A 24,723-nucleotide genomic window follows, 5' to 3' on the forward strand; every position below is an offset into this window, starting at 1 on the left:
ATTCGCGTCAAAATCTCCGGATCAAACCAGTGGCTGGATTAATGTCCGACACAATTCACACGCTCTCGACGACGGGAATGACGCCGAAGCGGCAGATCCAGAGCTGGATCGACGGGCTGACGAGCCTGTGTGGGCATTTCGACGTCGATCCGCTGGAAGCGTCTTCGCTCGAAGGCCGCATCGACTACACCAGCGTCTCGCGCCTGAAGCTCTGCCAGATCGAGGTCAGCCAGCATCGCATCGCGCACACACTGGCGCGCGCCAAGGCCAACGAACACCCATATATCAAGATCCACTTCCAGACTTACGGTGTGTCCTATTTCGAGCAGGAAGGCCGCCACATCGAGCTCAACCCCGGCGACATCATCGCCTATGACGTCTCCTGTCCGCATTCGATCATCAGCCCTGCTTTTACGCGCCACGACGTGGTGATCGTACCCAAGGCGCTGCTGCGGGACCGCGGGTTCCCGTCGCAGCGAATGCCGGCCTGCAAATTGACCTCACGCACGGGGACGGGGCGGATCGCCCACGATTTCGTCCATGCGACCTTCGACGAGGCGGCCAAGCTGTCGGCGAATAGTGCGGTCGGCGTCGCCGATTCGCTAATCGACCTCTTGCTGCTGCCGCTGCGCGAGGCGGACACGATGCTCGATCGCGTCGGTCCCGAAGCGACCTATGTGCGCGCGCAGTTCTTCATCCGCGAGCATTTGCGCGATCCGGATCTGTGCATCGACCAGATCTCCGGCGAGCTCGGCTGCTCCAAGCGTTATCTGCACATGCTGTTCTCGGAGCGCGGCACCACGGTGAGCGACTACATCTGGCAGGCGCGTCTTCAGAATTGCCGCCAGGAGCTCGAGGCCCACGCCGGCAAGACCATCACCGACGTCGCGTTCTCCTGGGGCTTCTCCAGCTCATCGCATTTCAGCCGGGTGTTCCGGAAATATTTTGGCGTAGTGCCGTCCTCGATCCACAAGGCGCAACAGGGCGCGGTTGCCGCGGACGAGCATTAGGCAAACGCCAGGTTTGGCGACGACGACGGTTGACCGTCGCGCGCCCGCGATGTCTCTCACGCCGATATGGCGATGTAGGGAATGCTGGTCAGGAGAGCGGCGAGCAGCACCGCATTGCCGAGCATTCCACTCCAATGTAGTCGGCGTAGCCGGCGCGGGGCCTCGGCATCGCCGGCGTCCCTGGCGCTGAGCTGTTCGTCCATCCGTTGCATGAACCAGCGGCGTCCGTAGATCGCCAAGGCTGCAAGAAGGCCAACGCCCATCGCGGCGACCAGACGACCGTCGAGCAGGAAAGCGACCGCTCCGATGAGTCCGGCAACGCGCATCACCAGAAAATGCGCATTGAACATTCCGCGCAAAAGCTGGGCGACGGGCTGGATATCCAGCTTCACCAGCAGGAAGGCCGGAGACGCCAACGTGAAATAGCCCATCGGAAAGAGCAGGATGATCATGACGGCTACGGCAACGCCATCCGGTGTCATGGGATCGGCCTTTCTCGTCCGCGCCGGTGAGACCTTCCCGGCAGCGTCGCACAATCATAGCGGGAAAATACGTTTCCGGCACTAGGCTTTGGTCGAATGCTGCGCCGCGAAGGGCGTGTTGTCTCGCGGTTCAGGAGGGCTCGAGGCCGAGGGACCGCGCGCTCTCGATCCAGATCGGCAGCTCGCGCTGATATAGGGCGTTGGTTTCCTTGAAGCCGATCGCGGGTTCGAGCACGAACGTGTTGAGAACCTCCTTCACCTTCGGATCGTTGTTGGCAGCGACGCAAAGCTCCGCCATGCGGTCGACGACCAGTTGCGGTGTCGCCTTCGGCACGGCCCAGCCGGAGAAGCCGCTAACGGTGAAGAATTTCGACGTCGCGCCCTGCTCGGGGAGGGTCTTGATATCGGGGATGGCGTCGACCTTCTTCGAATGAACCGCGAACACTGTGCCGCGATCGCTCTGCAAAACCGATTGCGCTGCCGTGTAGCTGCCCATGGCGACATCGAGCGTACCTTCCAGCATGCCTGTCCACATCGGGGCTTCGCCGCGATAGTGGATCGGCTCGATGGCAAGGCCATACTGTTTGTTGAGCTCGTGGACCGTCATATGCGGGGCCGAGCCCGCGCTATAGGTGCCGAAGTTGACCTTGCCGCTCTTGCGCGCAAAGGCGACGAAATCCTCCAGCGTCTTGACGCCGGTTTTCGGGTTCGCCACCAGCAACAGGCCGGCGCCCGGAATGACGCTGACGAGCGTCAAATCCTTGTCCATGTCGTAGCCCGGAGTCTTCATCACCACCCGGTTCATGATGTAGGTGGTCGAGATCGAGCACAGGATGGTGTGGCCGTCGGGCTCCGCGCGGGCGACCTCCGCGGTCCCGATCGCGCCCGCGGCACCCGGCTTGTTCTCGACAACGACGGTCTTTCCGACCTGCCTGGCAATGAATTCGCCATAGGCGCGTGCGAGCAGGTCAGTCTGTCCGCCGGCGGGATAGCTGCAAATCATGCGAATTTGCCGCGATGGCCATGCAGCCTGCGCCGAGGCGTTGCGCGAGACGAAAGGCGTCGAGAGCGTGGCGGTGCCGGCGGCAATGAAGTGGCGGCGATCGAGTTTTGGGGACATGATTCTCTCCCGGGTTGTCGCCGACGGTACTGCATCGGGTCGCCTCTGCCATGGGTGGCAGGCGAGACAGATTGGCGCATTCGAAGGGCCGCGCTGTGCCTATTCGGGCGTCATCCGGACAATCGCACTTTTCGCATGACACGCAGCCAGACGATTTCGGTCAGGGCTATCGCAAGCAAGCCAAAGGTGCCGCCGATCAGCACGTTGACGATGCGCTCCTCCGAGATGCCGCTGGCGCTGCCGGCGAAAGAGGCGGCCAGCGCGATGAAGAAGCAGCGCAGGCCGAAGCCGATGATGTAGCGGGAGAACGAGATCAGCGTGAGGGTGGCCGCGAGAACCGCGAGCGCATAGCTGACCCGGCTTTGCGGCAGCACCATGCCGGCGAGGAAACCGAGCGGCACGCCGGCGACGGCGCCGATCGCCCGCTGCTTCAGCTTGCCGGTCGAAGCGACGAGATCGCCGACCACGACGCTTGCGGCCGACCACATCACCCATTGGCCCTGCGCGAGATCGAGGATCTCGACCAGAGCCGCCGCAGCGAACACCGCAAGGGCGGTTGCCGCCGCGGGCACAAACCATCCGGCCGCGGGCGCTCCGAACGAGGTCGCGGCATCGCCGCACCGTCGCTGGTCGTAAATCCGGATGGCGCAGACCAGAGCCAGCGCGATCGGAGAGGACACGATGATCATGCCGGCATGGTGCAGGGCTTCCGAGGCGCTCACGCCCTCCCGCACCTCGCAGGCAAGATACACGGCGGGGATGAACACCCAATTCCCGAGCGTGCGGAAATGTTCGCCGTGGCGCGTCACTGCGACCGCAAGGAATCCGGCGAGCGCCGTCAGCACTGCGAATAGCGGCTTGATCGGGTTCGCGAGGAACAGCGCGGCAAAGGTGAGGAGGATGGCGAGATAATGCCACGCGACGACTTTCGGCGGCAGGTGCAGCCTGAGTGCGGGAATGAGCAACGAGACCGCGACCAACCCGAGATTCAGCAGCGCCGTCTCGCGCGCGATGAAATAGGCGGCGACCATCGGGCCGACGACGATCAGCGCCCGCACCAGCTCGCCGGTCTTGATTTCGCGCGAGAGGAGATCGCGCAGGCTTGCGGCGGAAGGATTCACGATGCCACCAGATGGCCGAATGAAAACGGCGGCATCATAGGGTGCAGAATGTCGCCGAGCTAGCCATGGTTGTAGCGGCCCATCGACCACTTTATCCGTCATTCCGGGAGCCGGACGCTCCGGTCAACGCTGAATGATCTTCATCCAGACGTCGCCGAGGATCGCGGGCTCACGCGGCGGCAGATAGGTCAGCCCCGCCTGCCTGCCGAATTCGGCGATCTTGCCCTCGGCAGCAAGCCCGGTCAGCGCCTTGTTGACGGCGTCGGTCAGCGCGGAATCGCTGGCGAGCCCGACATAGCCGCGATTGGCCCCGATCGGATAGTAGTAGCCGGACGCGGTGATCGCTGTATCGGGGTGCGCGGCGCGATGGGCGTCGAGGCGGCCGAGGTCGATCAGCGTCGCGTCATAGTCGCCGCGGGCAAGTGCACCGAGGAGATCATCGCGGCCGGGGACGAGATGGGTGATGTCGTCGATCAGGCGCCCCTTGTCGAAGGTCATGAGGATCGCATCGCCGAGCGAGCCGCTCTCGATGACGAGGCGCAGGCCCGCGAGATCGCCGACATCGCCGATCTTGCGACCCCGCGCCTTCGGTCCGAGCACGACCGTCATCGGCGAGTAGACATAGGGCTGGCTCGGCGCGAGCACGCCGAGCGCGACGCGGCGGCGCCGGTCGTCGCGCGTGGCGCCGGCAAAATCCGGCAGGCGCGCCGTTTTCATGCCGGGCTTGACGAGGGAGTCCGTCGTCAGCGCGTAGCCGCCGACGAGCGAGCAGCGGCCGTCGGACAGCAGCGCATTGGCCTCGAGCTGCGGGCTCGAATCCTCGTCCAGCTTGCTCTCGAACCACTGGATCGTCAGCGGCCGTCCGATCCGGTCGGCGATCGCTTGCGCCAGCAGCACGTCGAAACCCGAGCCCGGCTTGCCCTTGTGATGCACCGAGAGCGGCGGCCTGTCCTCGTCGAGACAAATCTTGAGCGGATCGTCGGCCGTGCGTGCAGCCGCGGCCGCCGCCGCGAGGATCGCGGCGATGCTCCAAGCGACCAGCCAACGCATCATGGTTTTCTCCGACTCGAGATGAAGGCCCAGAGATTCCCGATCTCCTCGTCGCTGAGAATATCGGCCCAGGGCGGCATCTTGTTGTTCTTGCCGTTCTTCACGGTGGTGACGAAGCGCGTCTTGTCGTCGGGGAAGGCGCGCAGGTCCGGCGTGATGGTGCCGGGGTTCATCATGTTGGGACCGTGGCAGTGCGAGCATTTCTCGGCATAAGTCGACTTGCCGTGGTCGATCTGTGCCTGCACGGGATTGCCGGTTGAATCATCCGCGGCACGAACGGTCGCCGCAAGCGCGACCGTCAGCACCGCGACGGTGGCGAGGATCGCCACCGTCTTGTGAGATAGCTTTCTCAGCATCGTGCCGTGGTTATTGCTTGACCGCAAAAACCCAAAGCGAGCCGCCGGGCGGGACTTTGGCCAGCCGTTCGTCGCCGGAGAACAGCGAGTAGACGCCGCCGTAGCCGCTCGTCACGGCGACATACTGCACGCCGTCCTGCTGCCAAGTCACCGGTTGTCCTTCGATGCCCGAGCCGGTCTGGAACTGCCAGAGCTTCTTGCCGGTGTCGGCATCGAAGGCCTCGAACTCGCCGGTCAGCGCGCCCGAGAACACGACGCCGCCCGCAGTCGACAACACGCCGGAGAAGCGCGGGATGTCGCTTGGTGCTTCCCACTTCGCCTTGCCGGTCATGGGATCGATCGCCTTCAGATGACCGCGCGGACCATCACCCCATTCCCAGAGATCGGTAAGGTCCATGCCGAGATACCATTCACCCTGCTTGAAGGTGGCGGGTTCGGTCTTGTACCTGCCGCCGAAGGCTAGCGTGTTGGCGTAAGCGAGGCCGGTCTGCGGATTGAACGACATCGGCTCCCAGTTCTTGCCGCCGAGGATCGACGGATAGACTGTCACCTTCTTGCCCTCACGCGCGTCCTTCGAGACGTCGGTCTCGATGGGACGTCCGGTCTTCATGTCGATTCCTGTCGCCCAGTTGACCTTCACGTAGGGATTGGCCGCGAGCAGCTTTCCGTTGGTGCGGTCGAGCACGTAGAAGAAGCCGTTGCGGTTGGCGTCCATCAACACTTTGGTCGGCTTGCCCTCGACGTTCATGTCGGCGAGGACCATCTCGGCCACGCTGTCATAGTCGAATGGATTGTTGGGCGAGAACTGGTAGTGCCACTTGATCTTGCCGGTCTTGGGATCCATCGCCAGCACGGAGCAGGTGTAGAGGTTGTCGCCCGGACGAACCGCCGAGTTGAACGGTCCGGGATTGCCGATACCCCAATAGACCGTGTTCAGCTCGGGGTCATAGGAGCCCGTAATCCAGGTCGAGCCACCGCCGAGCTTCCAGGTATCGCCCTTCCAGGTGTCGCCGCCGGGCTCGTCGGGGGAGGGGATCGAATGGGTGCGCCACAAATGCTTGCCCGTTGCGGGATCCCAGCCGTCGATGAAGCCGCGGGTGCCGAACTCGGCGCCGGAGATGCCCGTGATCACGATGCCGTCGGCGACCAGCGGCGCCACCGTCATCGAATATCCCTCCTTGATATCGGCCGCCTTCTGCCGCCACAGCTCCTTGCCGTCCTTGGCGTCGAGCGCGATCACGTTGGCGTCGAGCGTGGTGCGGAACACCTTGCCGTCATAGAGTGCTGCGCCGCGATTGATGATGCCGCAGCAGACGATGCGCGGCGTTTCGGCAGGATACTCGACCTTGGATTTCCAGATCTGCTTGCCGGTCTTGGCGTCGACCGCCATGGTCGCGTTGTGCGACGTCACGTAGATCACGCCCTGGTACACCAGCGGCTGCGATTCCTCGCTGCGATCGTCGTTGAAAGAGTAGTTCCAGACCGGGACAAGGTTCTTGACGCTGTCTTTGTTGATCTGGTTCAGCGTCGAGAAACGCTGGAGATTGTAGCCCATCCCGTAATTGAGAACGTTCGATGTATCGGTCGCGCCCTTGACCAGCTGCTCGCTGGTTTGTGCATTTGCACAAGTCGATGCAAGCATGACGAGGCTCGCGGCCATCGCAAAGCGTTTCATCCGTTCCTCCCAATATGCGCGCCTATTGACGCTGCGACAGCAACACTCCGCCCGAATGCAAAACGCGTCAATACGAAAGTCGTAATTGCGATGCCGATATGGTGGGCGGCGCGAGATGCCGGTCATCTGACGGAGAGCTGACAAGCAACTCTCACTTGTGCGCAGGCGCTGAAGAAATTCCGCGACACGGAGCAGGAGCGCGTGCGCCACGGCAATGGTCGGGCCGACGGGTTCCGCAAGTTGTACGGGCGCAGGCTGCAATTCGGGGCTTGAACCGAGGCTCGCTTGTGGACTTATGTCGTCGATCTGGCTCGAATCGGAGCTCTTGATCTGGGAGGTTTTCATGATATCGCGTCGCTCTGTTGCACTTGCGCTCACGATTGCACTGCTGTCCGGTCCGGCATGGTCGGCCTCCGGCAATGCGGTCAAGACGTTCGATACCGACAATGACGGCACGCTCGATCTGGCCGAGGTGAAGAAGGCGGCGGCCGCGTTGTTCGCCAAGCTCGATCCCGATCACGACGGCACGCTCGACGCCCGCGAGTTGCGCGGACGGTTAACGGCGAAAGAACTCGCCGCCGCCGATCCCGATCGCGACGGGACTCTCACGCTCGACGAATATCTCTCGGTGGTGGAGCAGCGCTTCAACGCAGCGAATCCCGACAAGGACGGAACGCTGGATGCGAAGGAGATGAACTCGCGCGCCGGCCGCGCGCTGCTGCGCTTGTTGCGGTGAGAACCGCGCCGCTTGACTGAGAGCGAAGGCGAGTTGCCCGAGAGAGAAATTTGCAAGCGCGATGCGACAGTTCGCTGTGTCAACGGCGCGATTCCAGACTTGCGCTGTGCCTGACGCAGCCCTAGGTTTTGGCCGGCGCGATGTCGCGCTCAATCCCTTGGGAGTCCCCGAATGGCCTGGAAAGCTCCGAAGATCGTGGAAGTGCCGGTCGGCATGGAAATCAACATGTACGCCTGCGCTTTGCGCAAGTAAGACTGCAAGACTGACGACCTGCCGCGGCTTCGATGGCAAACACCGTCGAAGCCGTGGTAGTGTCGGGGATGCGAGCGAGAGCCCATACATTCTGGACCATAGTCGCCTGCACCGTCGCGCTCGCGCCGGCATGCGTCAGCGCCGAAGAGGGCTTCGATACCGAGCACATCTTCGGCTTCATGATCGGCACCGATGTCGGCAATCCCGGCGAGCGCGAATTCCAGACCCAGACGACAGGTCGATTCGGCAAAGGCGGCGGGACCTATCGCGCGCTGTCGCAGGAGGTCGAAATCGAGGTCGTGCCGCTGCCGAACTTCCGCGTCGAGGTCGGCGGCACTGCCACCCTGCACGACATCACCGGCGTCCCCGATATCGGCGACCGTCGCCAGTTCAATTTCCAGGGGGCTTCGCTCGACCTGCGCTATCGCCTGCTCGATCGCGAGCGCGCGCCATTCGGGTTAACTGTCGCCGCCGAACTCCATGGCGACCGCATCGACGAGACCTCCGGCGCAAAAGGGCGGATGTACGGTACCGATTTCACGCTCGCTTTCGATCGCGAGCTGATCCCGAACTTTGCTATCGGGGCGCTCAACCTGATCTATCAGCCGGAATGGGCGCGCTTCGAGATGACGGGGCTGTCCGAAAAGAGCTCGACCATCGGCGCGGCGTTCGCCGGCCTCGTGCGCGTGCGGCCCGATGTGCTGCTCGGCGGTGAGGTGCGCTACTTCCGGCAGTACGAAGGCATCGGCCTCGGCGAGTTCGCAGGCCAGGCCCTCTTCGTCGGTCCGACCGCCTATTTCCAGCTTTCGGAGCGCTCGCGCCTAACCATGAGCTGGAGCATGCAGGCCTGGGGCCGTCCGGCCGGATCGGGCGGCAATCTTGACCTCGTCAATTTTGAGCGCCATCAGGCGAGGCTGGTGTTTGGGGTCAATTTCTAGCGCTCGCGCACCGGTTGCGGGGACAGGCGACGGGCGATTCCCGCTCGATCTCGCGCGGCCGGATTGAAACTTCCCGCTCCTCGGAACGTAATCTTTTGTGCTAACTTCATCGCCTCTGCGAGGATCCCGGCATGAACCCGATCGACCTGGTGGTGACTGTGTGTGCGGTGCTCTCGCCTGCGACCTGCGAGGAGCAGCATCTGGTGTTCAACTATGCGGGGTCGCCGACGCAATGCGCGATGGCTGCGCCGCCCTATATCGCGCAATGGGTCGGCGACCATCCGAAGTGGCAGGCGGTGCGGTGGCGCTGCGAATATCCGCACCCGAACGACAAGGCGTGAAGCCCTGAGCTGCGTTGCCGGTCGCGACTGGCTTAGGTCCTCATCCTGAGGAGCTTGCGAAGCAAGCGTCTCGAAGGATGGCCGCAGGCGACAGACGGGCCTGCATGGTTCGAGACGCGCGTTCCGCGCTCCTCACCATGAGGGGAAAACGCTCGTAACGCAGCCCGCGTTACTTGCTGCAATCCTTCAGATCCTTGTCGGCGATCGAGAACACCGCATCCGCCTTGATCTCGATGTCGCGCACGATGCACTGCCGCGCATTGGGATAGCTGACCTTGGCGTCGTAGCGGCCGGGCTCGACGCCGGTGATGCGCAGCCGCTCGTCGTGGTCGACCTCCTTGTCCTTGTCGTTCAGGCACTGGTTCGGCCCCCACTCGGTCTTCCCGGCCGGCGAGAGCTGGAAGCCGGAGATCGTCTCCGTCGTCAGATTCCAGAGCCGGATACCCTTGCCCTTGGCCTGCGCGAGCGCCGCGCCCGGCATCGCAACCAACAGGATGCCGATCGCAATCAGCGTGCGCCGCATGGTGAACCTCCCGTGAAAATCTCGTTGGTCCAGTTGACCATGACTTCTCATTTTGATTCAAGCTGCAACGCCGCGAGCTCGGCCTTGATCCTGCCGAGCTCGGCCTCGCTGCGCTCCGCGCGCGGGATGGCAATCGGCACCTCCCGCACGATGCGCGCCGGTCGCGGCGCCAGCAAGAACAGGCGGTCGCCGAGCCGGATCGCGTCATCCAGGCTGTGGGTGACGAGCAGCGTCATCACCGGACGGCGCGCCACCAGCGTCGCGATCTCGTCGCGCAAACGGCCGGCGAGTGCGTCGTCGAGCGAGGCGAGGGGTTCGTCGAGCACGAGCAGGTCGGGCTCCACCGCAAAGGCGCGGGCGAGCGCGACGCGCCGGGCGAGGCCGAGTGACAATTCGCCGGGAAAATGGCTGCGATGCGCCTCCAGCTCCAGGATCCTGAACAGCTCGGCGAGCTTGGCATCAGTGACGTCGGGTGCCGCAAGCCGCACATTCTGCTCGACCGAGCGCCATGGCAGCAGCCGCGGCTCCTGGAAAACCATGCCGATCCGCGCTTCCGGCGGGCGCGAGATGCGTCCCTCGAAATCGCGGTCGAGCCCGAGGATGATGCGCAGCATCGTGCTCTTGCCGCAGCCGGACGGACCGATCAGCACGCCGACCTCGCCGGATTGCAGCGCGAAGCTGATCGGCGCGAGCACCTCCTGCGTTCCGCCCGCGGCACTCCTGAACGTCTTGCCTGTGATATCGACCTCAAGCCGCACGGGGTCGCCATCGTGTTGCGCGGGCTTCGAACGGTTGCACCAGCGCGGTCTCGATCACGAGCACGACGGCGGCGAAGGTCAGTGAATAGGCCAGCAGCCGCGGCGTGTCGAACAGTTGGAAAGCGACGCCGATCTCGAAGCCGACGCCGTTCGGCCGGCCCAGGAGTTCGGCGACCAGTACGATCTTCCACACCAGCGACAATCCGGAACGGGCTGAGGCTGCGATATAGGGCGCCAGTTGCGGCAGCACGACGTGGCGAAAGGCGCGCAAGCGCCGCATCGCGAACACGCTCGCCATCTCGTCGAGCGAGCGGTCGAGCGCGCGCGCGCCCTCGCGCAGGGTGACGATGGCGGTCGGCAGCTTGTTGATGGCGATCGCCGCGATCGCTGCGGCCTCGGTGAGCCCGGCCCAGATATAGGCGAGCACGATCACGACCAGGGCGGGCAAGTTCAGGAGCAGGATCAGCCAGGGATCGCCGAGCCGGTCGGCGAGCTTCACTCGTCCCATCAGATAGCCGATGGCGCTGCCGAGCGACATCGCCAGCACGAAGGCGAGGCTTACGCGGGCAAGCGTGGCGCCGAGATGCAGGAACAGCGCGCCGCTCGATGCTTCCGCGATGACGACGTCGAGCACGGCGGGCGGGGAGGGCAGCTTTGCGGCGCCGACGAACAGCGCGGCTGTCCACCAGATCGCGAGCAACAGGGCAAACGACAGAAGACGCAGCACCTCAGTCTCCGGGAACTGCGTGATAGAACGTGCCTGGCTCGAGTTCAGCGGCCGAGCCAACGAGGTCGCGTCCGCCGGTCTCGGCCAGCACGCGGTAGAGCACGCGCGCGTCCTTTTCTTCGTCATCGATGCTCCGGCGCGGAATGCCGTCGCGATAGCGCTCGCGATAGGTCTTGAGCAGGGTGGCATCGCTCGTGCCGGTGAGCGGTGCGATCTTGTCCCAGGCAGCATCCGAGGTCACCAGCAGCTGCTTGGCCTTGCGGGTCATCGCGATGAAGCGCGCCACAGCGTCCCGATGGCTCGCCGCCCAGCTCTCGTCGAAGACATAGCCGACTGCGGAGACGGCGCCCTTGGCGCCGAGCTTCGGCAAAATGTCCTCGATGCCGGCGAGGCGTCTAAAGCCCTTCGCCTCCAGCTGTGCGCAGAAATTCCAGAAGTTGAGGCTTGCATCCATCTCGCCGTCGAACGCCTTCGCGGCGATCAGGGGCGGAGCCCCATAGACGATGGTTGCCTCCGATTTCAGGTCGATGCCGTCCAGCTTCAATCGCGCCTGGAGCAGCAGCCAGCTCTTGTCGATGGGACCACCGCCGACCGCGAGCTTGCGGCCCTTCAAATCGGCGAGCGACCTGATCGGCGAGGAGGCCGGCACCATCACCGCGCCGAGCGCGCTGGAATAGGGATAGAAGGTGAGCTTGGCGCCGAGCGTGCGCTCGCGAGACACCCACAGCCAGTCGGACAGGATGATGTCGGCATTGCCGGCGCGCAGCGCGATCTTGCCGGCCTCGGGGCTCGCAAGCTCGGTGACGTCGAGCGACAGGTCGGCCTCCTTGTCGAGGCCACCGGCGCGGATCGCGGCCAGCTCCCAGGAGAATGTTCCGGTCTTCTGCACCGCAAGGCGGATTGTATCCGCGGCGCGGCCGGACCCGGCTAGTGTCAGCGCCAGCGTCACCGCAAGTGCCAATGATCGACCAATTGCTCTCATCACCTTGTGAGCCGTTTCCTCAGACAGAGTGCTTTTCAGGACAATAGGCATAGCATAACTTCCGTCGCAACCAGCGGGAGGACGCGCATGAATCTGGCCGGACAGCTACGACCGATTGTCGCCGCATTGGCGGTGTGGGCTGCGACCGCGCTCGCCGCGCAGGCTGAAGAGGCCAATGATTATCCGACGTCGGCGCGTGCGGAATACGTCTATGGCTGCATGAAGGCCAATGGCGAGAGCCGGCAAGCGATCGAGCAATGTTCCTGTTCGATCGACGTGGTGGCCTCGATCGTATCCTATGAGCGCTACGTTACCGCAGAAACCGCGCTCAGCATGTCCCAGGTCCGCGGCAATCTCGGCGTCCAGTTCCGCACCTCGGAGCAGGCGAACTCGGCCGTGAATGATTTGAGGCGAGCGCAGGCGGAAGCCGAGGTGAGGTGTTTCTGACCGCTTCGCGGCGCCTGTAGTGGTCGTCATGCGGCCGGGACAAGTCCGGCCATGACGACCAGGAGACCTACGTCCCCGGCTTCTCCACATCCCACTCGTTGCGGAACACGTGTCCGTCCGTGTCCTTGGCTTCCGCGCGAAAACGCCTGGCGCCGTTGGACACATAGGTGAAGCGCAGATTGGGATCTTCCGAGATCGAGATGCCGCCTTCCATCGAGAGTACGGGGCTGTCGTCCTGCGTCAGCTTGAGCTGGTTGACGAAGAAGGCGGGAATATAGAGCTGCGTGACCTGGTCCATCTGCAGCCCGGAATTATTGGGATGGCCGATCATGATCTGAGCCTCCCGCATGCGGCTCGCCGGTGCCTCCTGGCGCGCGAATTGCCGGTAACGCATCTGCCCGAGCCGGTTCTGGGCTTCCTCCGCATTCTTTCCTGCCGGGGCCGAGCAACCGCCGGAAGCCTTTACATAGACCTTCGAGACATAGAGCTGGCCGTCGCTGAGCTCGGCCACCGCATGGACGTCGGTGTAATTGTTGACGCGCACGCGCGTCGAGATTTCGGTGACGTTGGCATCCGGTCCGAGTTCGAACTTCGCCGCCATCGGCGCGGGATTACGATCGATCACCAGCGTGATCGAACGGATGCGGCGGGCATCGCCAGGCGAGAGCTTGCTGCGCAGAGTGACCGGCACGATGGCCGCGTCCTCGGCACGATACGGCATCTCGATGCCAATGACATTGCCGCCGTCATTCATCGGGCGGTTGCTGAAGATGTCCTGCACCAGGCCCGGCCAGGGATCGTAAGCGTCTTCCGCCTGCGCCGGCACGGCGAATGCAATGCCGAGGAGCAGGGCGATCAGAGGCAGGCGGCGCGTGCATCCCGTCATGGTCATGGTCTCGCGGACGAAGCAACGTTACGGACATCGTAGCGCGTCCGCTACTCCCATTCAATTTCCGAAAATGCTGCGGTTGCGTTGCGGGCATTGTAGTCGTCGAACAGCTCCCAGTGCGGCCGTTCGGAGGCGGCGGCCTTGTCTGCGGCGGTCCGGATCGGCTCGCCCTTCTTGTTCGACGCCCGGACGTCCGCCAACAGTGCCGTCAAATAGCGCCGCTCATCGGTCAGCGCCGCAGGCCATTCGCTCACGGGCCCGTGACCGGGAACGACGCGCTGCGCCGGAATGCTCTGGAGTTCCCCGAGGGTGCCGAGCCAGCCGCGAATGCTGCCGTCCATCACCGGAATATGGCGGAGGAAGACGAGGTCGCCAGTGAACAGCGTCTTCGTCATCTCATCGAACACGGTCAGGTCATTGTCGCTGTGCCCGGCCGGCCAGGCCCGCAAGGTCAGGCGGCGTGCGCCGAGATCGAGCGTCATTGTGTCCGTGACGAGCATTGTGGGCGGCACGATTTTCACAGGAGAGATCAATTCGTCGCCCATGATCCGTCTAAAATTATCGAGATAGTACGGCCCGCGGGCAGCCAGCGCCCGCGGCAGCCTGCTGTGACCGACGAAAATGGTGTCCCCGACTGCGAAGGCCGCATTCCCGAAAACATGGTCGGGATGGCCGTGGGTATTGATGACGTAGCGGATCGGCTTGCTGGTTCGGGCCCGCACCGCCGCCAGCAGCGCCTCGCCCTCGCGAACGCTACCGCCGGTATCAATCACAGCCACCGCATCCTCGCCCACGATGAAGCCGACATTGGCGATGTCACCCTCGTTCTCGCGGGTCATCAGGGCGATGGTCCCGGAGTGTACGAATATTCCCGGTGCGACTTCGCTCACAGGCAATTCGGCCGCTGCGGCGCATGCTAGCGTCGCTGTCACCAGCAGGGACAAGGCTGCGACCACGAGAGCGATGCGAGACACTTTTCCGCCTCAGTTCAAAGGGTTGTGCGCACTGCACTGCAATAAAGAAAAGCCAGCACACAGTCTGGCAAAACATGGCGCGTCATGCGTTGCATGGCTAGCATTCAAACAAGCCCAGGAGGAAGCGCGATGACGGAGGCCGGACGACATCGTCGCTGGTTGTTTTCACTGAGTATCCTGGTTGCGTCTTGCGCATTCGGCGACGTCGCCATCGCGCAGACCAACGAGACGGGTGACCTTTCGTTCGAGCTGGTCGATCCCAAGGTGTTGCGCGTCTGTTCCGACCCACGCAATCTGCCGTTCTCAAATGAGAAGGGCGAGGGGTTCGAGAACAAGCTTGCCGAGCTGTTTGCGGACAAGCTCCAGAAGAAGCTCGACTATGTCTTTTTTCCGCAAGCCACCGGCTTCGTGCGCATGACGCTCGGCTCGCATCGCTGCGACGTCATCATGGGCTTCCCCCAAGGCGATGACCTCGTGCAAGGCACCAATCCCTATTACCGCACGAGCTATGCCCTGGTCGCGAAAGCAGGCAGCGGGCTGGAGGAGGTCGACACGCTCGAGGATGCCAGGCTGAAGGGCAAGCATGTCGGCATCGTCGCCGGCACGCCGCCTGCCACCAACATGGCCATCGCGGGACTGATGGGTGATGCAAAACCCTATCCGCTGATGATCGACACGCGCTACGACAATTCAGCGCAGGCAATGATCAATGATCTCACGGCGGGCAAGATTGACGCCGGCGTGCTGTGGGGACCGATGGCGGGGTTCTACGCGAAGAAGGCGGGCTCGCTTCATGTCACCCCGCTGGTCAAGGAAACCACCGGGCCAAAACTGGTCTATCGCATCGGCATGGGCGTGCGTGGCGCCGACCAGAACTGGAAGCGGCAGCTCAACAAGCTGATCCAGGAGAACCAGGGCGAGATCAACAAGATCCTGCTCGACTTCGGCGTTCCGCTGCTGGACGAGAACGATCGGCCGCTCGGCGCGGAGACGGCCAAAAAGACGCCATGAGGCAGACGCCATGAGGCGGCACCTTGCCGTTGCGCTGGTCGCCGCCATGCTGGTGACGCCGGGCGTTGCGCAGCAGCAGGAGCCGTTCGAGCCCGAGGGCTATCGCACCGACAACTACCGCGCGCCTGTGCCGGCGACGCTGGGCGGCGCGCGCGTGCTGTCGACGTCAGAAGCCGAGACGATCTGGCACGCGAAGAGCGGCGCCTTCATCGACGTGCTGCCGCGCGCGCCGAAGCCGAAGAACCTTCCAGCGGGTACCGTCTGGCGCGAGGCGCCGCACAAAAACATTCCGGGCAGCATCTGGCTGCCGGATACCGGCTACGGCACGCTGCCGCCCGCCATGGACGATTATTTCCAGCGCGGCATCGCGCGTGCATCACACGGCGACAAGACCGCGCTGCTCGTGATCTATTGCCTGGCCGATTGCTGGATGTCCTGGAACGCCGCCAAGCGAGCGCTCGCGTACGGCTACTCCAACATCGCCTGGTATCCCGATGGTACCGACGGCTGGGAGCGCGCCCAATTTCCGACCGAGGAGGCCCAGCCGGAGCCGCGGCCGGAGCAGTAGGCAAGAGATCATCATGCCCGGGCTTGTCCCGGGCATCCACGTTCTTGGTGCCGCGTGGCTATGCGTGGAGGGCCGGGACAAGCCCGGCCATGACGCCCTGTCGCACGTGGGAGAGGCGAGGAAAGCCTACTGCTTCTGCAATTTCGTCAGCGTGCCCGTGCCGTTATTGTCGGTCGCAGAGTAGCTCACCTTGTCGCCGGCGTGGACGGCGTCAAGCATCGCGGCATCCTTGGCCTTGTACTCCTGGAGCGCGCCGGCGCCGCCTGCGCTGCCGCCGACTGTGCCCCTCTGTGTCTGCTGGATCGAAATCGTGCTGTTGAGCCGATCTATCCGGGTGACCATTCCGGTCAAATCGTCAGCGAATGCGCTGCTTGCGAGCATGCTGATGGCCGCAGCGCCTGCGAGGATGAATTTTGTGGTTCCCATCGAGGCCTCCCGATGCCTTGGATTACCCATCGACAAGACATCCTAGATCGATTTGGTTCCGGCATATAGCGCGGCGATAGGTTAATCATCGCAATGGGGGCGCGGGAACCTGCCGCAAGCGGTCAATGAGGCTGACGCTATTCCATTTCCTGTTGGATCACGCGTCCGAGCGCAAACAGCCGCTGGTCGATTGTGGTGGGAACCTCGCAGACGAACCGTACCACCTTATAGCGGTCCTCGAAAATGCGGGTCTTCCAGATCAGCTCGTTGCTGAGCGCATCGACCTTGGCCCCGTCGCGCGGCGTGGCGCCCTGGAGCGCCTGGAGCTGCACACTCTCCTCACGGATCTTGTTGGCGGCTTCGCGCTGCTTGCGGCTGACGCGTTCCAGCCCGCTCATGACCTGCGAGCGCTGAGCGTTGAGCGTGTCGAACAAGCCTGCGAACAGCAGTTTCGCATTCGCGGTCTTGTCGGCCGCGGAGCCCGCCAAAAACTCCCTCACCAACTTCTCGGCTTCGTCCAGCGGCGTCTTGCGTGCCGACAGTTTCGCGACCAGCGCGCTGACTTTGGCGTCGTCCTTCCACTTGTTCTGCACGTCGTCGAGCGAAGGGCCGGCCCAAACGGCCGCGAGCGAAATGTCCGGCACTTTGGCCTGCGTGCAGGGCCAGTCCGGATAGCGCGGATCGGCCGCGCGTGCCGCCGTGCTCGCGGCTGCGAGCGTCAGAGCGGCCATGGCCAGAACTCTAACCGTCATCCTTCGCCTCCCGCAGGGCCCCGTCGCGCCAGCCCGCGCGAGGGATCATAGGCATAGATCGCGCCGATCATGAAGACGATTGTGCAGGTCGCGACCACCGCCAGCGAGATCCAGTTGATCTGCCCGTAGAATGCAAAACGTATCAGCTCGACCGCATGGGTGAACGGATTGGCCTCGCAAACGTAGTAGAGATAGGGGCTGCCCTCCTGCACGCGCCAGAGCGGGTAGAGCGCCGATGAAGCGAAGAACATCGGGAAAATGACGAAATTCATCACGCCGGCAAAGTTCTCCAGCTGCTTGATGCCGGAGGAGATCAGCATGCCGAGCGAGCCCAGCATCAGTCCGGACAGGATCAGTGCCGGCAGCACCGTGAGATAGCCTGATACAGGAGGGGTGATGTCCCAGAACCAGGCGATCAGCAGGAACGCATAGACCTGGAGCAGCGACACCGCGGTGCCCGCGAGCAGCTTGCAGAACAACAGGTAGCCGCGCGGCAGTGGGCTTACCAGCAGCGTGCGCATGTTCCCCATCTCGCGGTCATAGACCATCGAGAGCGAGGACTGCATGCCGTTGAAGAGCTGGATCATGGCCATCAGCCCCGGCGCGATGAAGACCTCGTAGAGGATGTAGGTTTCGTAGGGCGGGATGATGGAGATGCCGAGCACCTGGCGGAAACCGGCGGCGAAGATGAACAACCACACCAGCGGCCGCACCAGCGCCGAGACGAAACGCTCGCGCTGGTGCAGGAAGCGCAGGCCTTCGCGCCAGACGATGCCCGTGAGGCAGGTCATGTATTCCTGGAACGAGAAGCCGCGTGGGGCATCGCGGGTGGCGATGCTGCTCATGCGCCGCCTCCCGGCAGGGTCTGCGCGCCGGTCAGACGCATGAAGGCGGTGTTGACGTCCTGCGCGCCGGCTTCCGCGACGACGCGGCTCATCGGCCCCTGCGCCAGCACCTTGCCCTGGTGCAGCACCACGAGATTGTCACCGGCCATGATCTCGTCGAACAGATGCGTGGCCCAGAGCACGCCGATGCCTTGCTCGCTCACGAGCTGGCGCACATGGCTGATGATGTCGGCGCGCGCCTTGACGTCGAGGCCGACGGTGGGCTCGTCCAGCAACAGCAGGCGCGGCCGGTGCAGCAGCGCACGGGCGATTTCCAGCCGCCGCATCTGCCCGCCCGAGAGATCGCGCACCTTGCTGCCGGCGCGCTCTGCAAGCCCGATGCGGCCGAGCAGCTCGGCGGCTCGCGCGCGGGCCTCGCGGCGGCTGATGCCGTGGAGTGCCGCGTGATAGAGCAGGTTCTGCGTCAGCGACAGATCGAGATCGAGCGTGCGCGGCTGGAACACAACGCCGAGCAACCGCAGCGCTTCGCCGGGGCTTTTGCCGACGTCATGGCCGAAAATGCCGACGCGGCCGGATTGGATGCCGAACAGCCGTGTGATCAGCGAGAACAGCGTGCTCTTGCCCGCACCGTTGAGGCCGAGCAGGGCCGTAAAGCTCGCGGGCTGCACGTTGAAGGACACGTCCATCAGCGCGCGGCGCGGTCCATAGGCGTGGCTGACGCCGTCGATCGACAGCGCGGGTACCGCCGTCGGATCGGGCCTTGGTGTTTCGCGTTGTTCGGCGATGGGAGCAGGGTTGGTCATGGCGCGATCGTGATACCCCAGGGCAGTTCGCCCACCTGAATGGTCTTGATCACCTTTTGCGCGGCGACGTCGATGACGGAGACGTCGTTCGAGACGCCATTGGTGGTGAGCAGGTATTTTTCGTCCGGCGTGAAGGCCATGTGCCAGACCCGTTGTCCTACCAGCAGATATTTCGTCACCTTGCGCGAGGCGGTATCGACCACGGCGATGCGGTTGGCGGGCCCGAGCGCAATGAAGGCGGTCTTGTCGTCCCGGGTCATGCCGATGCCGACGGGCTGGATGGCCTCCTTCCTCAACCCCGGAATCTCGAAATTGATCTTGCCGGTCACCTCGTGCTTTCCGGGGTCGATGATCGAGACGGTGCCGCCGATCTCGGAGGACACCCACAATTCGGAAGCGTCGTGCTTGAATTCGGCAAAGCGCGGCCGCGCGTCGACCAGCACGTTGGCGACGATCTGGCGCGACGACGTGTCGATGAAATGCGCCATGTTGGTGGTCTCGGACGTGTTGATCAGCGTCTTGCCGTCCGGGCTGATGGTCATGCCCTCGGGCTCGACGCCGACCTGGATGTCGCCAAGGCGGGCGCGCTTCTCGAGGTCGATCACCGTCACTGTGTTGTCGTTCTCGTTGGCGACATAGAGGACCTTGCCGGCGGCATCTTGGGCGAACAATTCAGGGTCGGGCCCGGAGGGCAGGCTGTCCACCACGGTTTGCGTCTTGACGTCGATCATCTGGATGGTGTCGTCGTCGCCGACCGCGACCATCACGAACTTGCCGTCGCGCGTGAAGTCGATGCCGCGCGGGCGCTGGCCGACCTTGATGGTCTTGGTCACCGTCCAGCTGTCGGTATCGATCACCGACACCGTGTTGCTCTTCTCGTTCGAGACATAGGCGATGAACGCATGCGCGGGCGCTGCCGTCAGCGCCAGCCCGGACAGCAGTCCCACACGCCACAAGCGCAACATCTTCTTCCTCATTTCAGCTTGCATTTGCTCTCCGGGCGGTCATAGCCGAGCGTGTCGAGCTCGGAGACCTGGTGCAGGAAACCTTCCTGCGGCGACACCGACACCACCATGCGGCCGTCGACCAGCAGGATCGGCTGGCGCAGCTGTAGGTTCCAGTCGCGCAGGGTCAGCTTCGTTCCCTTGAAGGCGGCGACCGAGAACTCCGGACCCTTGATGAAATCGGTGACCTTCTTGATGTCGCCGGAATTGGTGCGCGAGGTGGCCTCTCCGATCATGCGCACGGCCGTCCAGGCCTGCATGTCGAGCGCGGTCATCCGCCGCGCGTTCAGCTTGACGAAGCGGTTCTGCATCTGGATCGCGCCCCACTGGTCCTGCGCGGCGTCCCAGCTCCGCGGCACGAGGCCGGCAGAGCCCGCGACAGGCCGCGGATCCCAGGTGCGATAGGGCAGGTAAGCGCCGAATACCTCGCTCTCGTCGGCCGCGAGCAGCACGTCGTAGGCCGGAGCCTGTTGCGTGAACACCGGCATCTGGCGCTGGATCAGCGTCACGCCCGAGTCGGTGCGGCGCGCGCCGCCTTTGTCTTCGAAGCTGCGCTCCTGCACGATTTTGGCGCCGAACCGCGTCGCGGTGCGCCGGAGCGCATCGGCGAACAGTTTGTCCTCGTCATGCGAGCCGACCACGAGCAGCCAGCGCTTCCACTGCTTCCACACCAGATATTGGCCGAGCGCATCGGCCAGCATTGCGCGCGTCGGCGCGGTGTGGATGACGTTGGCACGGCAATCGGCCTCGCGCAGCCGCTCGTCGATCGCGCCGGCGTTGAACAGCAGCGTGCCGCGCTCGCGCAGGGCGTCGGCCACTTTCAGCAGCGCGTCGGCCGGCAGGTCGGCGATGATGAAGCCGTTGCGCGCGGCGAGGTCGGTCGCGGCCTGCACGGCATCCTCGCCCTCCTTGATGCGCCGCTCCTCCAGCGCAAAACGCTGGTTGAGGAACTTGCCGGTGGTGTTGTTGTCCTCGATGGCGAGGCGTGCGCCGGCGACGCCGTCATTCTCCGCGGGCTGCTCGACCAGCGACAGCGTCGATCTGGTGCCGGCGATTCCGAGATAGCCGACGCCGATCATGACGGGATCGGCCGCGAGCGCGCTCGTCGCAGCAAGTCCCAGGCCGATCAGGCCGACCAACCATCGGATCATGTTTCCTCCGTACAACTCCCCGGCTTGACCGCCGATGGAGAATTGTCTCTGCTAAAGCATGACCGATTTGTCAGGCCATGCAACCCCGCATTTCGTCCTCGCGCGCGTGAGGCCGGGAATCACGATCATGCGAGCGCTGATAGGTTTCGCGGCTTTGCTGTTGACGGGCTCGGTCGCGCTCGCCGATCCGCCGAAACTCGCGGTGTTCGATTTCGAACTGATCGACACCAGCCTGCCCGGAGAGTTCTACGGCTCCAAGCCGGAGGAGGCGAGGCTCGACCTTATCAGCGAGCAGTTGCGCAAGGCACTGGTCGAGTCAGGCAGGTTCCAGCTGCTCGATATCGCGCCGATCCGGGATGCGGCGCGTCACAGCAATTTGCAGGCCTGCGGCAATTGCGACCTCAAGCTTGCCGGGCAGTTGGGTGCCGATTTGGAAATCACCGGCATGGTGCAGAAGGTTTCGAACCTGATCATCAATCTGAACATCTACCTGCGCGACGTGAAGACCGGCAATATGATCACGGCCGCCAGCGCCGACATGCGCGGCAACACGGATGAATCCTGGACGCGAACGATGAGCTATCTGATCCGCAACCGGTTGCTGGCACCGAACTACGGCAAGCCGGAGTAGGTTCTTCCAAGAGAGAAGAAGCCTTCACCCTTTCAATCTCTCCGCATGCCAGTGCAGATGGTCGCCCATGAAGGTCGAGATGAAATAATAGCTGTGGTCGTAGGCCGCCTGCCGCCGCAGCGTCAGCGGAATGTTGGCTGTGGTGCAGGCGGCTTGCAGCAGTTCAGGACGAAGCTGCTCCTTCAGGAAATTATCGGCCTCGCCGACGTCGACCAGGAAGCCTGAAAACTTCGCGCCGTCCTCGATCAGCGCCACCGTGTCGTGGCTGCGCCAATTGTCCTTGTTCGGCCCGAGGTAGCCGGTCAGCGCCTTGATACCCCAAGGCACGAGCGACGGTGCCACGATCGGCGCAAAAGCGCTGGCCGCGCGAAAACGGTGCGGGTTGCGCAGCGCGACCGTCAGTGCGCCGTGGCCGCCCATCGAATGGCCCATCACCGATTGGCGCTTCGCGTCGACCGGAAAATTCTCCGCCACGAGTTTCGGCAGTTCGTCGGTGACGTAGCTCCACATCCGATAATTGCGTGAAAACGGCGCTTCCGTCGCGTCGACATAGAAGCCGGCGCCGAGGCCGAAATCGTAGGCGTTGTTGGCATCACCCGGCACGTCGGGGCCGCGCGGGCTGGTGTCGGGCGCGACGAAGATCAAGCCGAGCTCGGCGCAGGCTTTGCGGAATTCGCCCTTCTCGGTCACGTTGGCGTGCGTGCAGGTGAGGCCGGAGAGATACCAGACCACGGGCAGCTTGGCGCCCTGCGCGTGCGGGGGAACATAGACCGAGAACGTCATGTCGGTTCCGGTCGCCTGGCTGGCATGGCGATACACGCCCTGCACGCCGCCATAGGATGTATTGGTCGAGACAGTCTGGATCGTCATGCCGTTATGCTCCGTGGCATCAAGCCACATCAGGATTGCAACGCTTGTGTGACCGAATTCGTGGCGGCCTTCAGGCCACGCCGCTGTCGATCGCGAGCCGCACCAGCTCGACAGAGGTTTTCACCCCGAGCTTCTGGCGCATGATGGACGAGGTGTTGGCGACAGTCTTGTAGGACGACTGCACCAGCCAGGCGATCTCGGAAAGGCTCTTTCCCGCGCTGAGCAGCCGCAAGATCTCCATCTCGCGCGCGTTCAGCTTCGACAGCGGGCTTTGCGCCAGCGCGGGTCCTGCAAAGGCGATGCTGCGCGCGATCGCGCTCGGCAAATAGGTACCGCCGCTGCCGACGGTGCGGATCGCCTCGACGAGATCGTCGGGGTCGCCGGTCTTTGAGACATAGCCCTTGGCGCCGCACTCGATCGCGCGCGCGGCAAACGCAGGGTCGTCGTTCATGCTGAACATGATGATTCGGGCCTCGGGCGCGCGCTCGAGGATGCGGCGCGCCAGCTCGAAGCCGGACACGGTCGGCAGGTTGATGTCGATGATCGAGAGGTCAGGGCGCTCGACGATGAAGACGCACTCGCCGTCTTCGGCGTCGGCGGCCTCCAAAATCTCGATCTCGCCTTCGTCGGCCAGCACGGCACGGCAGCCGGAGGCGACGATGGGATGATCGTCGACGATCAAAATGCGCATAGGCGTTCCTCGCGACAGCGCCTTGGCCTGTTTCGCGCCCGGCCGGGATTGCTGTACGCTTTCGATTAGATATCGGGCGCTTCGCCTCTGTCAACGTTATCGGACAGGCGCAGGCCAATCCTTCGCGGGGGCACGGGCGATACCAATGTGGCAAAATCTATCCTTGCGTGGGCGCATCAACCTGCTGCTGGCGCTGCTGCTGGCGCTGGGGCTCGCCGTCAATATCGGCCGCCAGGTCGCGGAAGCCGGGCCGCGCGTGCAGGCCGAGGACCAGAGCGTGATCCGGCTCGCGCGCGAATTCATCGAAATGATCGTGGCGGATCTCAACGAGGCGCCCGATCCGGACGCCAGGCTGAACCAGATCGCACGCGACCTCAGCCGCCTGCGCCATGTCAGCATCGCGCTTCGGGACGAAGCGGGCAGTCCGCTGACGCAGCCCCGGACCGACGCCGACGACGACACCCGCGCGCCGCCGGCCTGGTTCGTCAGCCTGGTCCATCCCGAGCAGACCGCGGTGAGCGTACCCGTCTCGATCCATGGCAAGCCGGGTTCGCTGCTGATCACCTCCCATCCCGATGACGAGATCGCCGAGATCTGGGACGCCGTCGTGACCCAGCTCGAGGTCGGCTCGGTGATCGCGCTGGCGCTGTTTCTGGTGATGATGAATGTGATCGGCCGGGCACTGGCGCCGCTCCAGTCCCTTGCGGACGTGATGGCCGAGCTCGAAGACGGGCGCTATCAGGCGCGCGTCGCGCCGGGCGGCGCACCGGAGCTCGCCGCGATCTGCACCAAGCTCAACCATCTTGCGGCAACGCTCAGCGAGGCGATCGAGGACAAGCGGCGCCTCGCCGAGCGAACGGTGTCGCTCCAGGACGTCGAGCGCAAGGAGATCGCGCGCGAGCTCCATGACGAGTTTGGGCCATACCTGTTCTCGCTGCGTGCGCATGCCAGCGCGCTGGCGAAGCAGGCGGACGGACGCGCCCCCAGTGCGGAGGCCGTACGAAAACACGGCAGCGCCATGCTGGAGCAGATCAACGCGCTTCAGCAGTTCAATCGCCGGGTGCTGGAACGCCTCCGGCCCGTCGGCCTTGCCGAGCTCGGCCTGCGCCGGGCGCTGGAATCGCTGTCGCGGCTGTGGCGGGAGTCGCATCCCGATGTCATCATCGAGACCGCGATCTCGCCGGCGCTTGGCGTCACCGGGGAGACCGCCGACCTCACCATCTACCGCATCGTGCAGGAGGCGCTCACCAACGTGTTCCGCCACGCCGGCGCGACCTCGGTCAATGTCGTCATCGAGCCGGTGACGCAGGCGGCAAGCGATGGCCGCGGCTGTGCCCGGGTACGGGTCAGCGACAACGGCCGCGGCATGGAGCCAGGCCAGAAGCTCGGGTTCGGGCTCGTCGGCATGCGCGAGCGGATCCTGGCGCTGGGCGGCACGCTCAACGTCGTTTCCGGTGATGGCGGTCTGACCGTCGAAGCACTGGTTCCGACGGCGGCGGCCTGATCGCGTCGGGAAAAATTCCCGATTTTTTCGGGAAAATTGGTGCGGATACGGCCCGACCTTTTGTGGGTGGCGCACGCATCTCTGCC

General features: G+C 64.1%; 30 protein-coding genes. 10 read left to right on the plus strand and 20 right to left on the minus strand.

Features of this window, described 5'->3' with window-relative positions; translation table 11 throughout:
- Window positions 1-41: 41 nt before the first annotated feature.
- The gene (locus IVB40_RS10575; protein ID WP_007601369.1) at window positions 42-1,010 is read left to right on the plus strand and encodes a helix-turn-helix domain-containing protein; all 969 of its coding nucleotides are present in this window, start codon (window positions 42-44) and stop codon (window positions 1,008-1,010) included.
- 56 nt (window positions 1,011-1,066) lie between these two features.
- Here IVB40_RS10575 and IVB40_RS10580 read toward each other — a convergent pair whose 3' ends face one another.
- From IVB40_RS10580 to IVB40_RS10605, 6 genes are all read right to left on the minus strand, one after another.
- Window positions 1,067-1,492 (minus strand): hypothetical protein, encoded by a 426-nt coding sequence (locus tag IVB40_RS10580; RefSeq protein WP_027566537.1) that lies wholly within the window; start codon window positions 1,490-1,492, stop codon window positions 1,067-1,069.
- Window positions 1,493-1,622: 130 nt separating this feature from the next.
- Window positions 1,623-2,612 (minus strand): tripartite tricarboxylate transporter substrate binding protein, encoded by a 990-nt coding sequence (locus IVB40_RS10585; protein ID WP_247818831.1) that lies wholly within the window; start codon window positions 2,610-2,612, stop codon window positions 1,623-1,625.
- 110 nt (window positions 2,613-2,722) lie between these two features.
- Entirely contained in the window at window positions 2,723-3,733 is a 1,011-nt protein-coding gene (locus tag IVB40_RS10590; RefSeq protein ID WP_247818832.1) for an FUSC family protein, read from the minus strand.
- Between the two features lie 123 nt (window positions 3,734-3,856).
- Window positions 3,857-4,786 carry a transporter substrate-binding domain-containing protein gene (locus IVB40_RS10595; RefSeq protein ID WP_247818833.1) on the minus strand — a complete coding sequence of 310 codons (930 nt, stop codon included), beginning with the start codon at window positions 4,784-4,786 and terminating at the stop codon, window positions 3,857-3,859.
- A complete protein-coding gene (locus IVB40_RS10600; RefSeq protein ID WP_027566541.1) occupies window positions 4,783-5,139 on the minus strand; it encodes a cytochrome c in 357 nt (118 codons plus the stop codon). Before IVB40_RS10600 ends, IVB40_RS10595 begins: the two co-directional genes overlap by 4 nt.
- Window positions 5,140-5,149: 10 nt before the next feature.
- The gene (locus tag IVB40_RS10605) at window positions 5,150-6,814 is read right to left on the minus strand and encodes a methanol/ethanol family PQQ-dependent dehydrogenase (protein ID WP_247436601.1); all 1,665 of its coding nucleotides are present in this window, start codon (window positions 6,812-6,814) and stop codon (window positions 5,150-5,152) included.
- Between the two features lie 343 nt (window positions 6,815-7,157).
- On the opposite strand from IVB40_RS10605, the gene IVB40_RS10610 reads away from it, so the two are divergent.
- The 4 genes from IVB40_RS10610 (at window position 7,158) to IVB40_RS10625 (ending at window position 9,081) form a co-directional block, all read left to right on the plus strand.
- Window positions 7,158-7,550 carry an EF-hand domain-containing protein gene (locus IVB40_RS10610; RefSeq protein WP_027566543.1) on the plus strand — a complete coding sequence of 131 codons (393 nt, stop codon included), beginning with the start codon at window positions 7,158-7,160 and terminating at the stop codon, window positions 7,548-7,550.
- A 171-nt stretch (window positions 7,551-7,721) separates the two neighbouring features.
- The gene (gene pqqA, locus IVB40_RS10615) at window positions 7,722-7,802 is read left to right on the plus strand and encodes a pyrroloquinoline quinone precursor peptide PqqA (RefSeq protein WP_018460299.1); all 81 of its coding nucleotides are present in this window, start codon (window positions 7,722-7,724) and stop codon (window positions 7,800-7,802) included.
- A gap of 32 nt (window positions 7,803-7,834) precedes the next feature.
- Window positions 7,835-8,740 carry a hypothetical protein gene (locus IVB40_RS10620; RefSeq protein WP_027566544.1) on the plus strand — a complete coding sequence of 302 codons (906 nt, stop codon included), beginning with the start codon at window positions 7,835-7,837 and terminating at the stop codon, window positions 8,738-8,740.
- 131 nt (window positions 8,741-8,871) lie between these two features.
- A complete protein-coding gene (locus IVB40_RS10625) occupies window positions 8,872-9,081 on the plus strand; it encodes a hypothetical protein (RefSeq protein ID WP_027566545.1) in 210 nt (69 codons plus the stop codon).
- Between the two features lie 169 nt (window positions 9,082-9,250).
- Here the strand turns inward: IVB40_RS10625 and IVB40_RS10630 are convergent, their stop codons facing one another.
- The 4 genes from IVB40_RS10630 to IVB40_RS10645 are packed head-to-tail and all read right to left on the minus strand — an operon-like array spanning window position 9,251 to window position 12,071.
- On the minus strand, window positions 9,251-9,604 hold the full coding sequence (locus IVB40_RS10630; RefSeq protein WP_027566546.1) for a hypothetical protein: 354 nt from the start codon (window positions 9,602-9,604) through the stop codon (window positions 9,251-9,253).
- A gap of 47 nt (window positions 9,605-9,651) precedes the next feature.
- Window positions 9,652-10,362 carry an ABC transporter ATP-binding protein gene (locus IVB40_RS10635; RefSeq protein WP_247818834.1) on the minus strand — a complete coding sequence of 237 codons (711 nt, stop codon included), beginning with the start codon at window positions 10,360-10,362 and terminating at the stop codon, window positions 9,652-9,654.
- On the minus strand, window positions 10,352-11,089 hold the full coding sequence (locus IVB40_RS10640; RefSeq protein WP_027566548.1) for an ABC transporter permease subunit: 738 nt from the start codon (window positions 11,087-11,089) through the stop codon (window positions 10,352-10,354). The genes IVB40_RS10635 and IVB40_RS10640 overlap by 11 nt, the downstream gene beginning before the upstream one ends.
- A gap of 1 nt (window position 11,090) precedes the next feature.
- Entirely contained in the window at window positions 11,091-12,071 is a 981-nt protein-coding gene (locus IVB40_RS10645; protein ID WP_247818835.1) for an ABC transporter substrate-binding protein, read from the minus strand.
- Window positions 12,072-12,158: 87 nt separating this feature from the next.
- Between IVB40_RS10645 and IVB40_RS10650 the strand changes: the two genes are divergently transcribed.
- Window positions 12,159-12,518: a hypothetical protein gene (locus IVB40_RS10650; protein WP_027566550.1), complete on the plus strand. Its 360-nt coding sequence runs from the start codon at window positions 12,159-12,161 to the stop codon at window positions 12,516-12,518.
- Between the two features lie 67 nt (window positions 12,519-12,585).
- On the opposite strand, the gene IVB40_RS10655 is transcribed toward IVB40_RS10650, so the two are convergent.
- Window positions 12,586-13,404, minus strand: coding sequence for a quinoprotein dehydrogenase-associated SoxYZ-like carrier (locus IVB40_RS10655; RefSeq protein ID WP_247402766.1), 819 nt, complete (start codon window positions 13,402-13,404; stop codon window positions 12,586-12,588).
- A 50-nt stretch (window positions 13,405-13,454) separates the two neighbouring features.
- A complete protein-coding gene (locus IVB40_RS10660; RefSeq protein ID WP_247818836.1) occupies window positions 13,455-14,381 on the minus strand; it encodes a quinoprotein relay system zinc metallohydrolase 2 in 927 nt (308 codons plus the stop codon).
- A gap of 129 nt (window positions 14,382-14,510) precedes the next feature.
- Between IVB40_RS10660 and IVB40_RS10665 the strand changes: the two genes are divergently transcribed.
- Window positions 14,511-15,392: a substrate-binding domain-containing protein gene (locus tag IVB40_RS10665; protein ID WP_247290591.1), complete on the plus strand. Its 882-nt coding sequence runs from the start codon at window positions 14,511-14,513 to the stop codon at window positions 15,390-15,392.
- Between the two features lie 10 nt (window positions 15,393-15,402).
- Window positions 15,403-15,960 (plus strand): PQQ-dependent catabolism-associated CXXCW motif protein, encoded by a 558-nt coding sequence (locus IVB40_RS10670; RefSeq protein ID WP_247818837.1) that lies wholly within the window; start codon window positions 15,403-15,405, stop codon window positions 15,958-15,960.
- A gap of 126 nt (window positions 15,961-16,086) precedes the next feature.
- Here the strand turns inward: IVB40_RS10670 and IVB40_RS10675 are convergent, their stop codons facing one another.
- The 6 genes from IVB40_RS10675 to IVB40_RS10700 form a co-directional block, all read right to left on the minus strand.
- Window positions 16,087-16,386: a copper-binding protein gene (locus tag IVB40_RS10675; RefSeq protein ID WP_247402771.1), complete on the minus strand. Its 300-nt coding sequence runs from the start codon at window positions 16,384-16,386 to the stop codon at window positions 16,087-16,089.
- Between the two features lie 137 nt (window positions 16,387-16,523).
- Window positions 16,524-17,138 carry a hypothetical protein gene (locus IVB40_RS10680; protein ID WP_247818838.1) on the minus strand — a complete coding sequence of 205 codons (615 nt, stop codon included), beginning with the start codon at window positions 17,136-17,138 and terminating at the stop codon, window positions 16,524-16,526.
- Window positions 17,135-17,983: an ABC transporter permease gene (locus IVB40_RS10685; RefSeq protein ID WP_247818839.1), complete on the minus strand. Its 849-nt coding sequence runs from the start codon at window positions 17,981-17,983 to the stop codon at window positions 17,135-17,137. The genes IVB40_RS10680 and IVB40_RS10685 overlap by 4 nt, the downstream gene beginning before the upstream one ends.
- Entirely contained in the window at window positions 17,980-18,786 is an 807-nt protein-coding gene (locus tag IVB40_RS10690; protein ID WP_247818840.1) for an ABC transporter ATP-binding protein, read from the minus strand. Before IVB40_RS10690 ends, IVB40_RS10685 begins: the two co-directional genes overlap by 4 nt.
- Window positions 18,783-19,775: a YVTN family beta-propeller repeat protein gene (locus IVB40_RS10695; RefSeq protein WP_247359126.1), complete on the minus strand. Its 993-nt coding sequence runs from the start codon at window positions 19,773-19,775 to the stop codon at window positions 18,783-18,785. The genes IVB40_RS10690 and IVB40_RS10695 overlap by 4 nt, the downstream gene beginning before the upstream one ends.
- A complete protein-coding gene (locus IVB40_RS10700) occupies window positions 19,760-20,941 on the minus strand; it encodes an ABC transporter substrate-binding protein (protein WP_247818841.1) in 1,182 nt (393 codons plus the stop codon). Before IVB40_RS10700 ends, IVB40_RS10695 begins: the two co-directional genes overlap by 16 nt.
- 58 nt (window positions 20,942-20,999) lie before the next feature.
- Between IVB40_RS10700 and IVB40_RS10705 the strand changes: the two genes are divergently transcribed.
- Complete coding sequence (locus tag IVB40_RS10705) at window positions 21,000-21,572, plus strand: DUF3280 domain-containing protein (protein WP_247290578.1); 573 nt, start codon at window positions 21,000-21,002, stop codon at window positions 21,570-21,572.
- 24 nt (window positions 21,573-21,596) lie between these two features.
- Here the strand turns inward: IVB40_RS10705 and fghA are convergent, their stop codons facing one another.
- The gene (gene fghA, locus IVB40_RS10710) at window positions 21,597-22,442 is read right to left on the minus strand and encodes an S-formylglutathione hydrolase (RefSeq protein ID WP_247402787.1); all 846 of its coding nucleotides are present in this window, start codon (window positions 22,440-22,442) and stop codon (window positions 21,597-21,599) included.
- Between the two features lie 70 nt (window positions 22,443-22,512).
- Window positions 22,513-23,133 (minus strand): response regulator transcription factor, encoded by a 621-nt coding sequence (locus IVB40_RS10715; protein ID WP_007612921.1) that lies wholly within the window; start codon window positions 23,131-23,133, stop codon window positions 22,513-22,515.
- Between the two features lie 145 nt (window positions 23,134-23,278).
- Here IVB40_RS10715 and IVB40_RS10720 point away from each other — a divergent pair, with 145 nt between their 5' ends.
- On the plus strand, window positions 23,279-24,637 hold the full coding sequence (locus IVB40_RS10720; protein WP_247818842.1) for a histidine kinase: 1,359 nt from the start codon (window positions 23,279-23,281) through the stop codon (window positions 24,635-24,637).
- Window positions 24,638-24,723 lie beyond the last annotated feature (86 nt).

It is taken from the genome of Bradyrhizobium sp. 40 (assembly GCF_023100925.1).
Lineage (GTDB): Bacteria > Pseudomonadota > Alphaproteobacteria > Rhizobiales > Xanthobacteraceae > Bradyrhizobium.

Bases quoted from the DNA above. Each gene is read 5' to 3' on its own strand.
- IVB40_RS10575 (WP_007601369.1), top strand. From the start codon at position 42: ATGTCCGACACAATTCACACGCTCTCGACGACGGGAATGACGCCGAAG.
- IVB40_RS10580 (WP_027566537.1), bottom strand. From the start codon at position 1,492: ATGACACCGGATGGCGTTGCCGTAGCCGTCATGATCATCCTGCTCTTT.
- IVB40_RS10585 (WP_247818831.1), bottom strand. From the start codon at position 2,612: ATGTCCCCAAAACTCGATCGCCGCCACTTCATTGCCGCCGGCACCGCC.
- IVB40_RS10595 (WP_247818833.1), bottom strand. From the start codon at position 4,786: ATGATGCGTTGGCTGGTCGCTTGGAGCATCGCCGCGATCCTCGCGGCG.
- IVB40_RS10600 (WP_027566541.1), bottom strand. From the start codon at position 5,139: ATGCTGAGAAAGCTATCTCACAAGACGGTGGCGATCCTCGCCACCGTC.
- IVB40_RS10605 (WP_247436601.1), bottom strand. From the start codon at position 6,814: ATGAAACGCTTTGCGATGGCCGCGAGCCTCGTCATGCTTGCATCGACT.
- IVB40_RS10610 (WP_027566543.1), top strand. From the start codon at position 7,158: ATGATATCGCGTCGCTCTGTTGCACTTGCGCTCACGATTGCACTGCTG.
- pqqA (WP_018460299.1), top strand. From the start codon at position 7,722: ATGGCCTGGAAAGCTCCGAAGATCGTGGAAGTGCCGGTCGGCATGGAA.
- IVB40_RS10620 (WP_027566544.1), top strand. From the start codon at position 7,835: ATGGCAAACACCGTCGAAGCCGTGGTAGTGTCGGGGATGCGAGCGAGA.
- IVB40_RS10625 (WP_027566545.1), top strand. From the start codon at position 8,872: ATGAACCCGATCGACCTGGTGGTGACTGTGTGTGCGGTGCTCTCGCCT.
- IVB40_RS10630 (WP_027566546.1), bottom strand. From the start codon at position 9,604: ATGCGGCGCACGCTGATTGCGATCGGCATCCTGTTGGTTGCGATGCCG.
- IVB40_RS10645 (WP_247818835.1), bottom strand. From the start codon at position 12,071: ATGAGAGCAATTGGTCGATCATTGGCACTTGCGGTGACGCTGGCGCTG.
- IVB40_RS10650 (WP_027566550.1), top strand. From the start codon at position 12,159: ATGAATCTGGCCGGACAGCTACGACCGATTGTCGCCGCATTGGCGGTG.
- IVB40_RS10655 (WP_247402766.1), bottom strand. From the start codon at position 13,404: ATGACGGGATGCACGCGCCGCCTGCCTCTGATCGCCCTGCTCCTCGGC.
- IVB40_RS10665 (WP_247290591.1), top strand. From the start codon at position 14,511: ATGACGGAGGCCGGACGACATCGTCGCTGGTTGTTTTCACTGAGTATC.
- IVB40_RS10670 (WP_247818837.1), top strand. From the start codon at position 15,403: ATGAGGCGGCACCTTGCCGTTGCGCTGGTCGCCGCCATGCTGGTGACG.
- IVB40_RS10675 (WP_247402771.1), bottom strand. From the start codon at position 16,386: ATGGGAACCACAAAATTCATCCTCGCAGGCGCTGCGGCCATCAGCATG.
- IVB40_RS10680 (WP_247818838.1), bottom strand. From the start codon at position 17,138: ATGACGGTTAGAGTTCTGGCCATGGCCGCTCTGACGCTCGCAGCCGCG.
- IVB40_RS10685 (WP_247818839.1), bottom strand. From the start codon at position 17,983: ATGAGCAGCATCGCCACCCGCGATGCCCCACGCGGCTTCTCGTTCCAG.
- IVB40_RS10690 (WP_247818840.1), bottom strand. From the start codon at position 18,786: ATGACCAACCCTGCTCCCATCGCCGAACAACGCGAAACACCAAGGCCC.
- IVB40_RS10695 (WP_247359126.1), bottom strand. From the start codon at position 19,775: ATGCAAGCTGAAATGAGGAAGAAGATGTTGCGCTTGTGGCGTGTGGGA.
- IVB40_RS10700 (WP_247818841.1), bottom strand. From the start codon at position 20,941: ATGATCCGATGGTTGGTCGGCCTGATCGGCCTGGGACTTGCTGCGACG.
- IVB40_RS10705 (WP_247290578.1), top strand. From the start codon at position 21,000: ATGACCGATTTGTCAGGCCATGCAACCCCGCATTTCGTCCTCGCGCGC.
- fghA (WP_247402787.1), bottom strand. From the start codon at position 22,442: ATGACGATCCAGACTGTCTCGACCAATACATCCTATGGCGGCGTGCAG.
- IVB40_RS10715 (WP_007612921.1), bottom strand. From the start codon at position 23,133: ATGCGCATTTTGATCGTCGACGATCATCCCATCGTCGCCTCCGGCTGC.
- IVB40_RS10720 (WP_247818842.1), top strand. From the start codon at position 23,279: ATGTGGCAAAATCTATCCTTGCGTGGGCGCATCAACCTGCTGCTGGCG.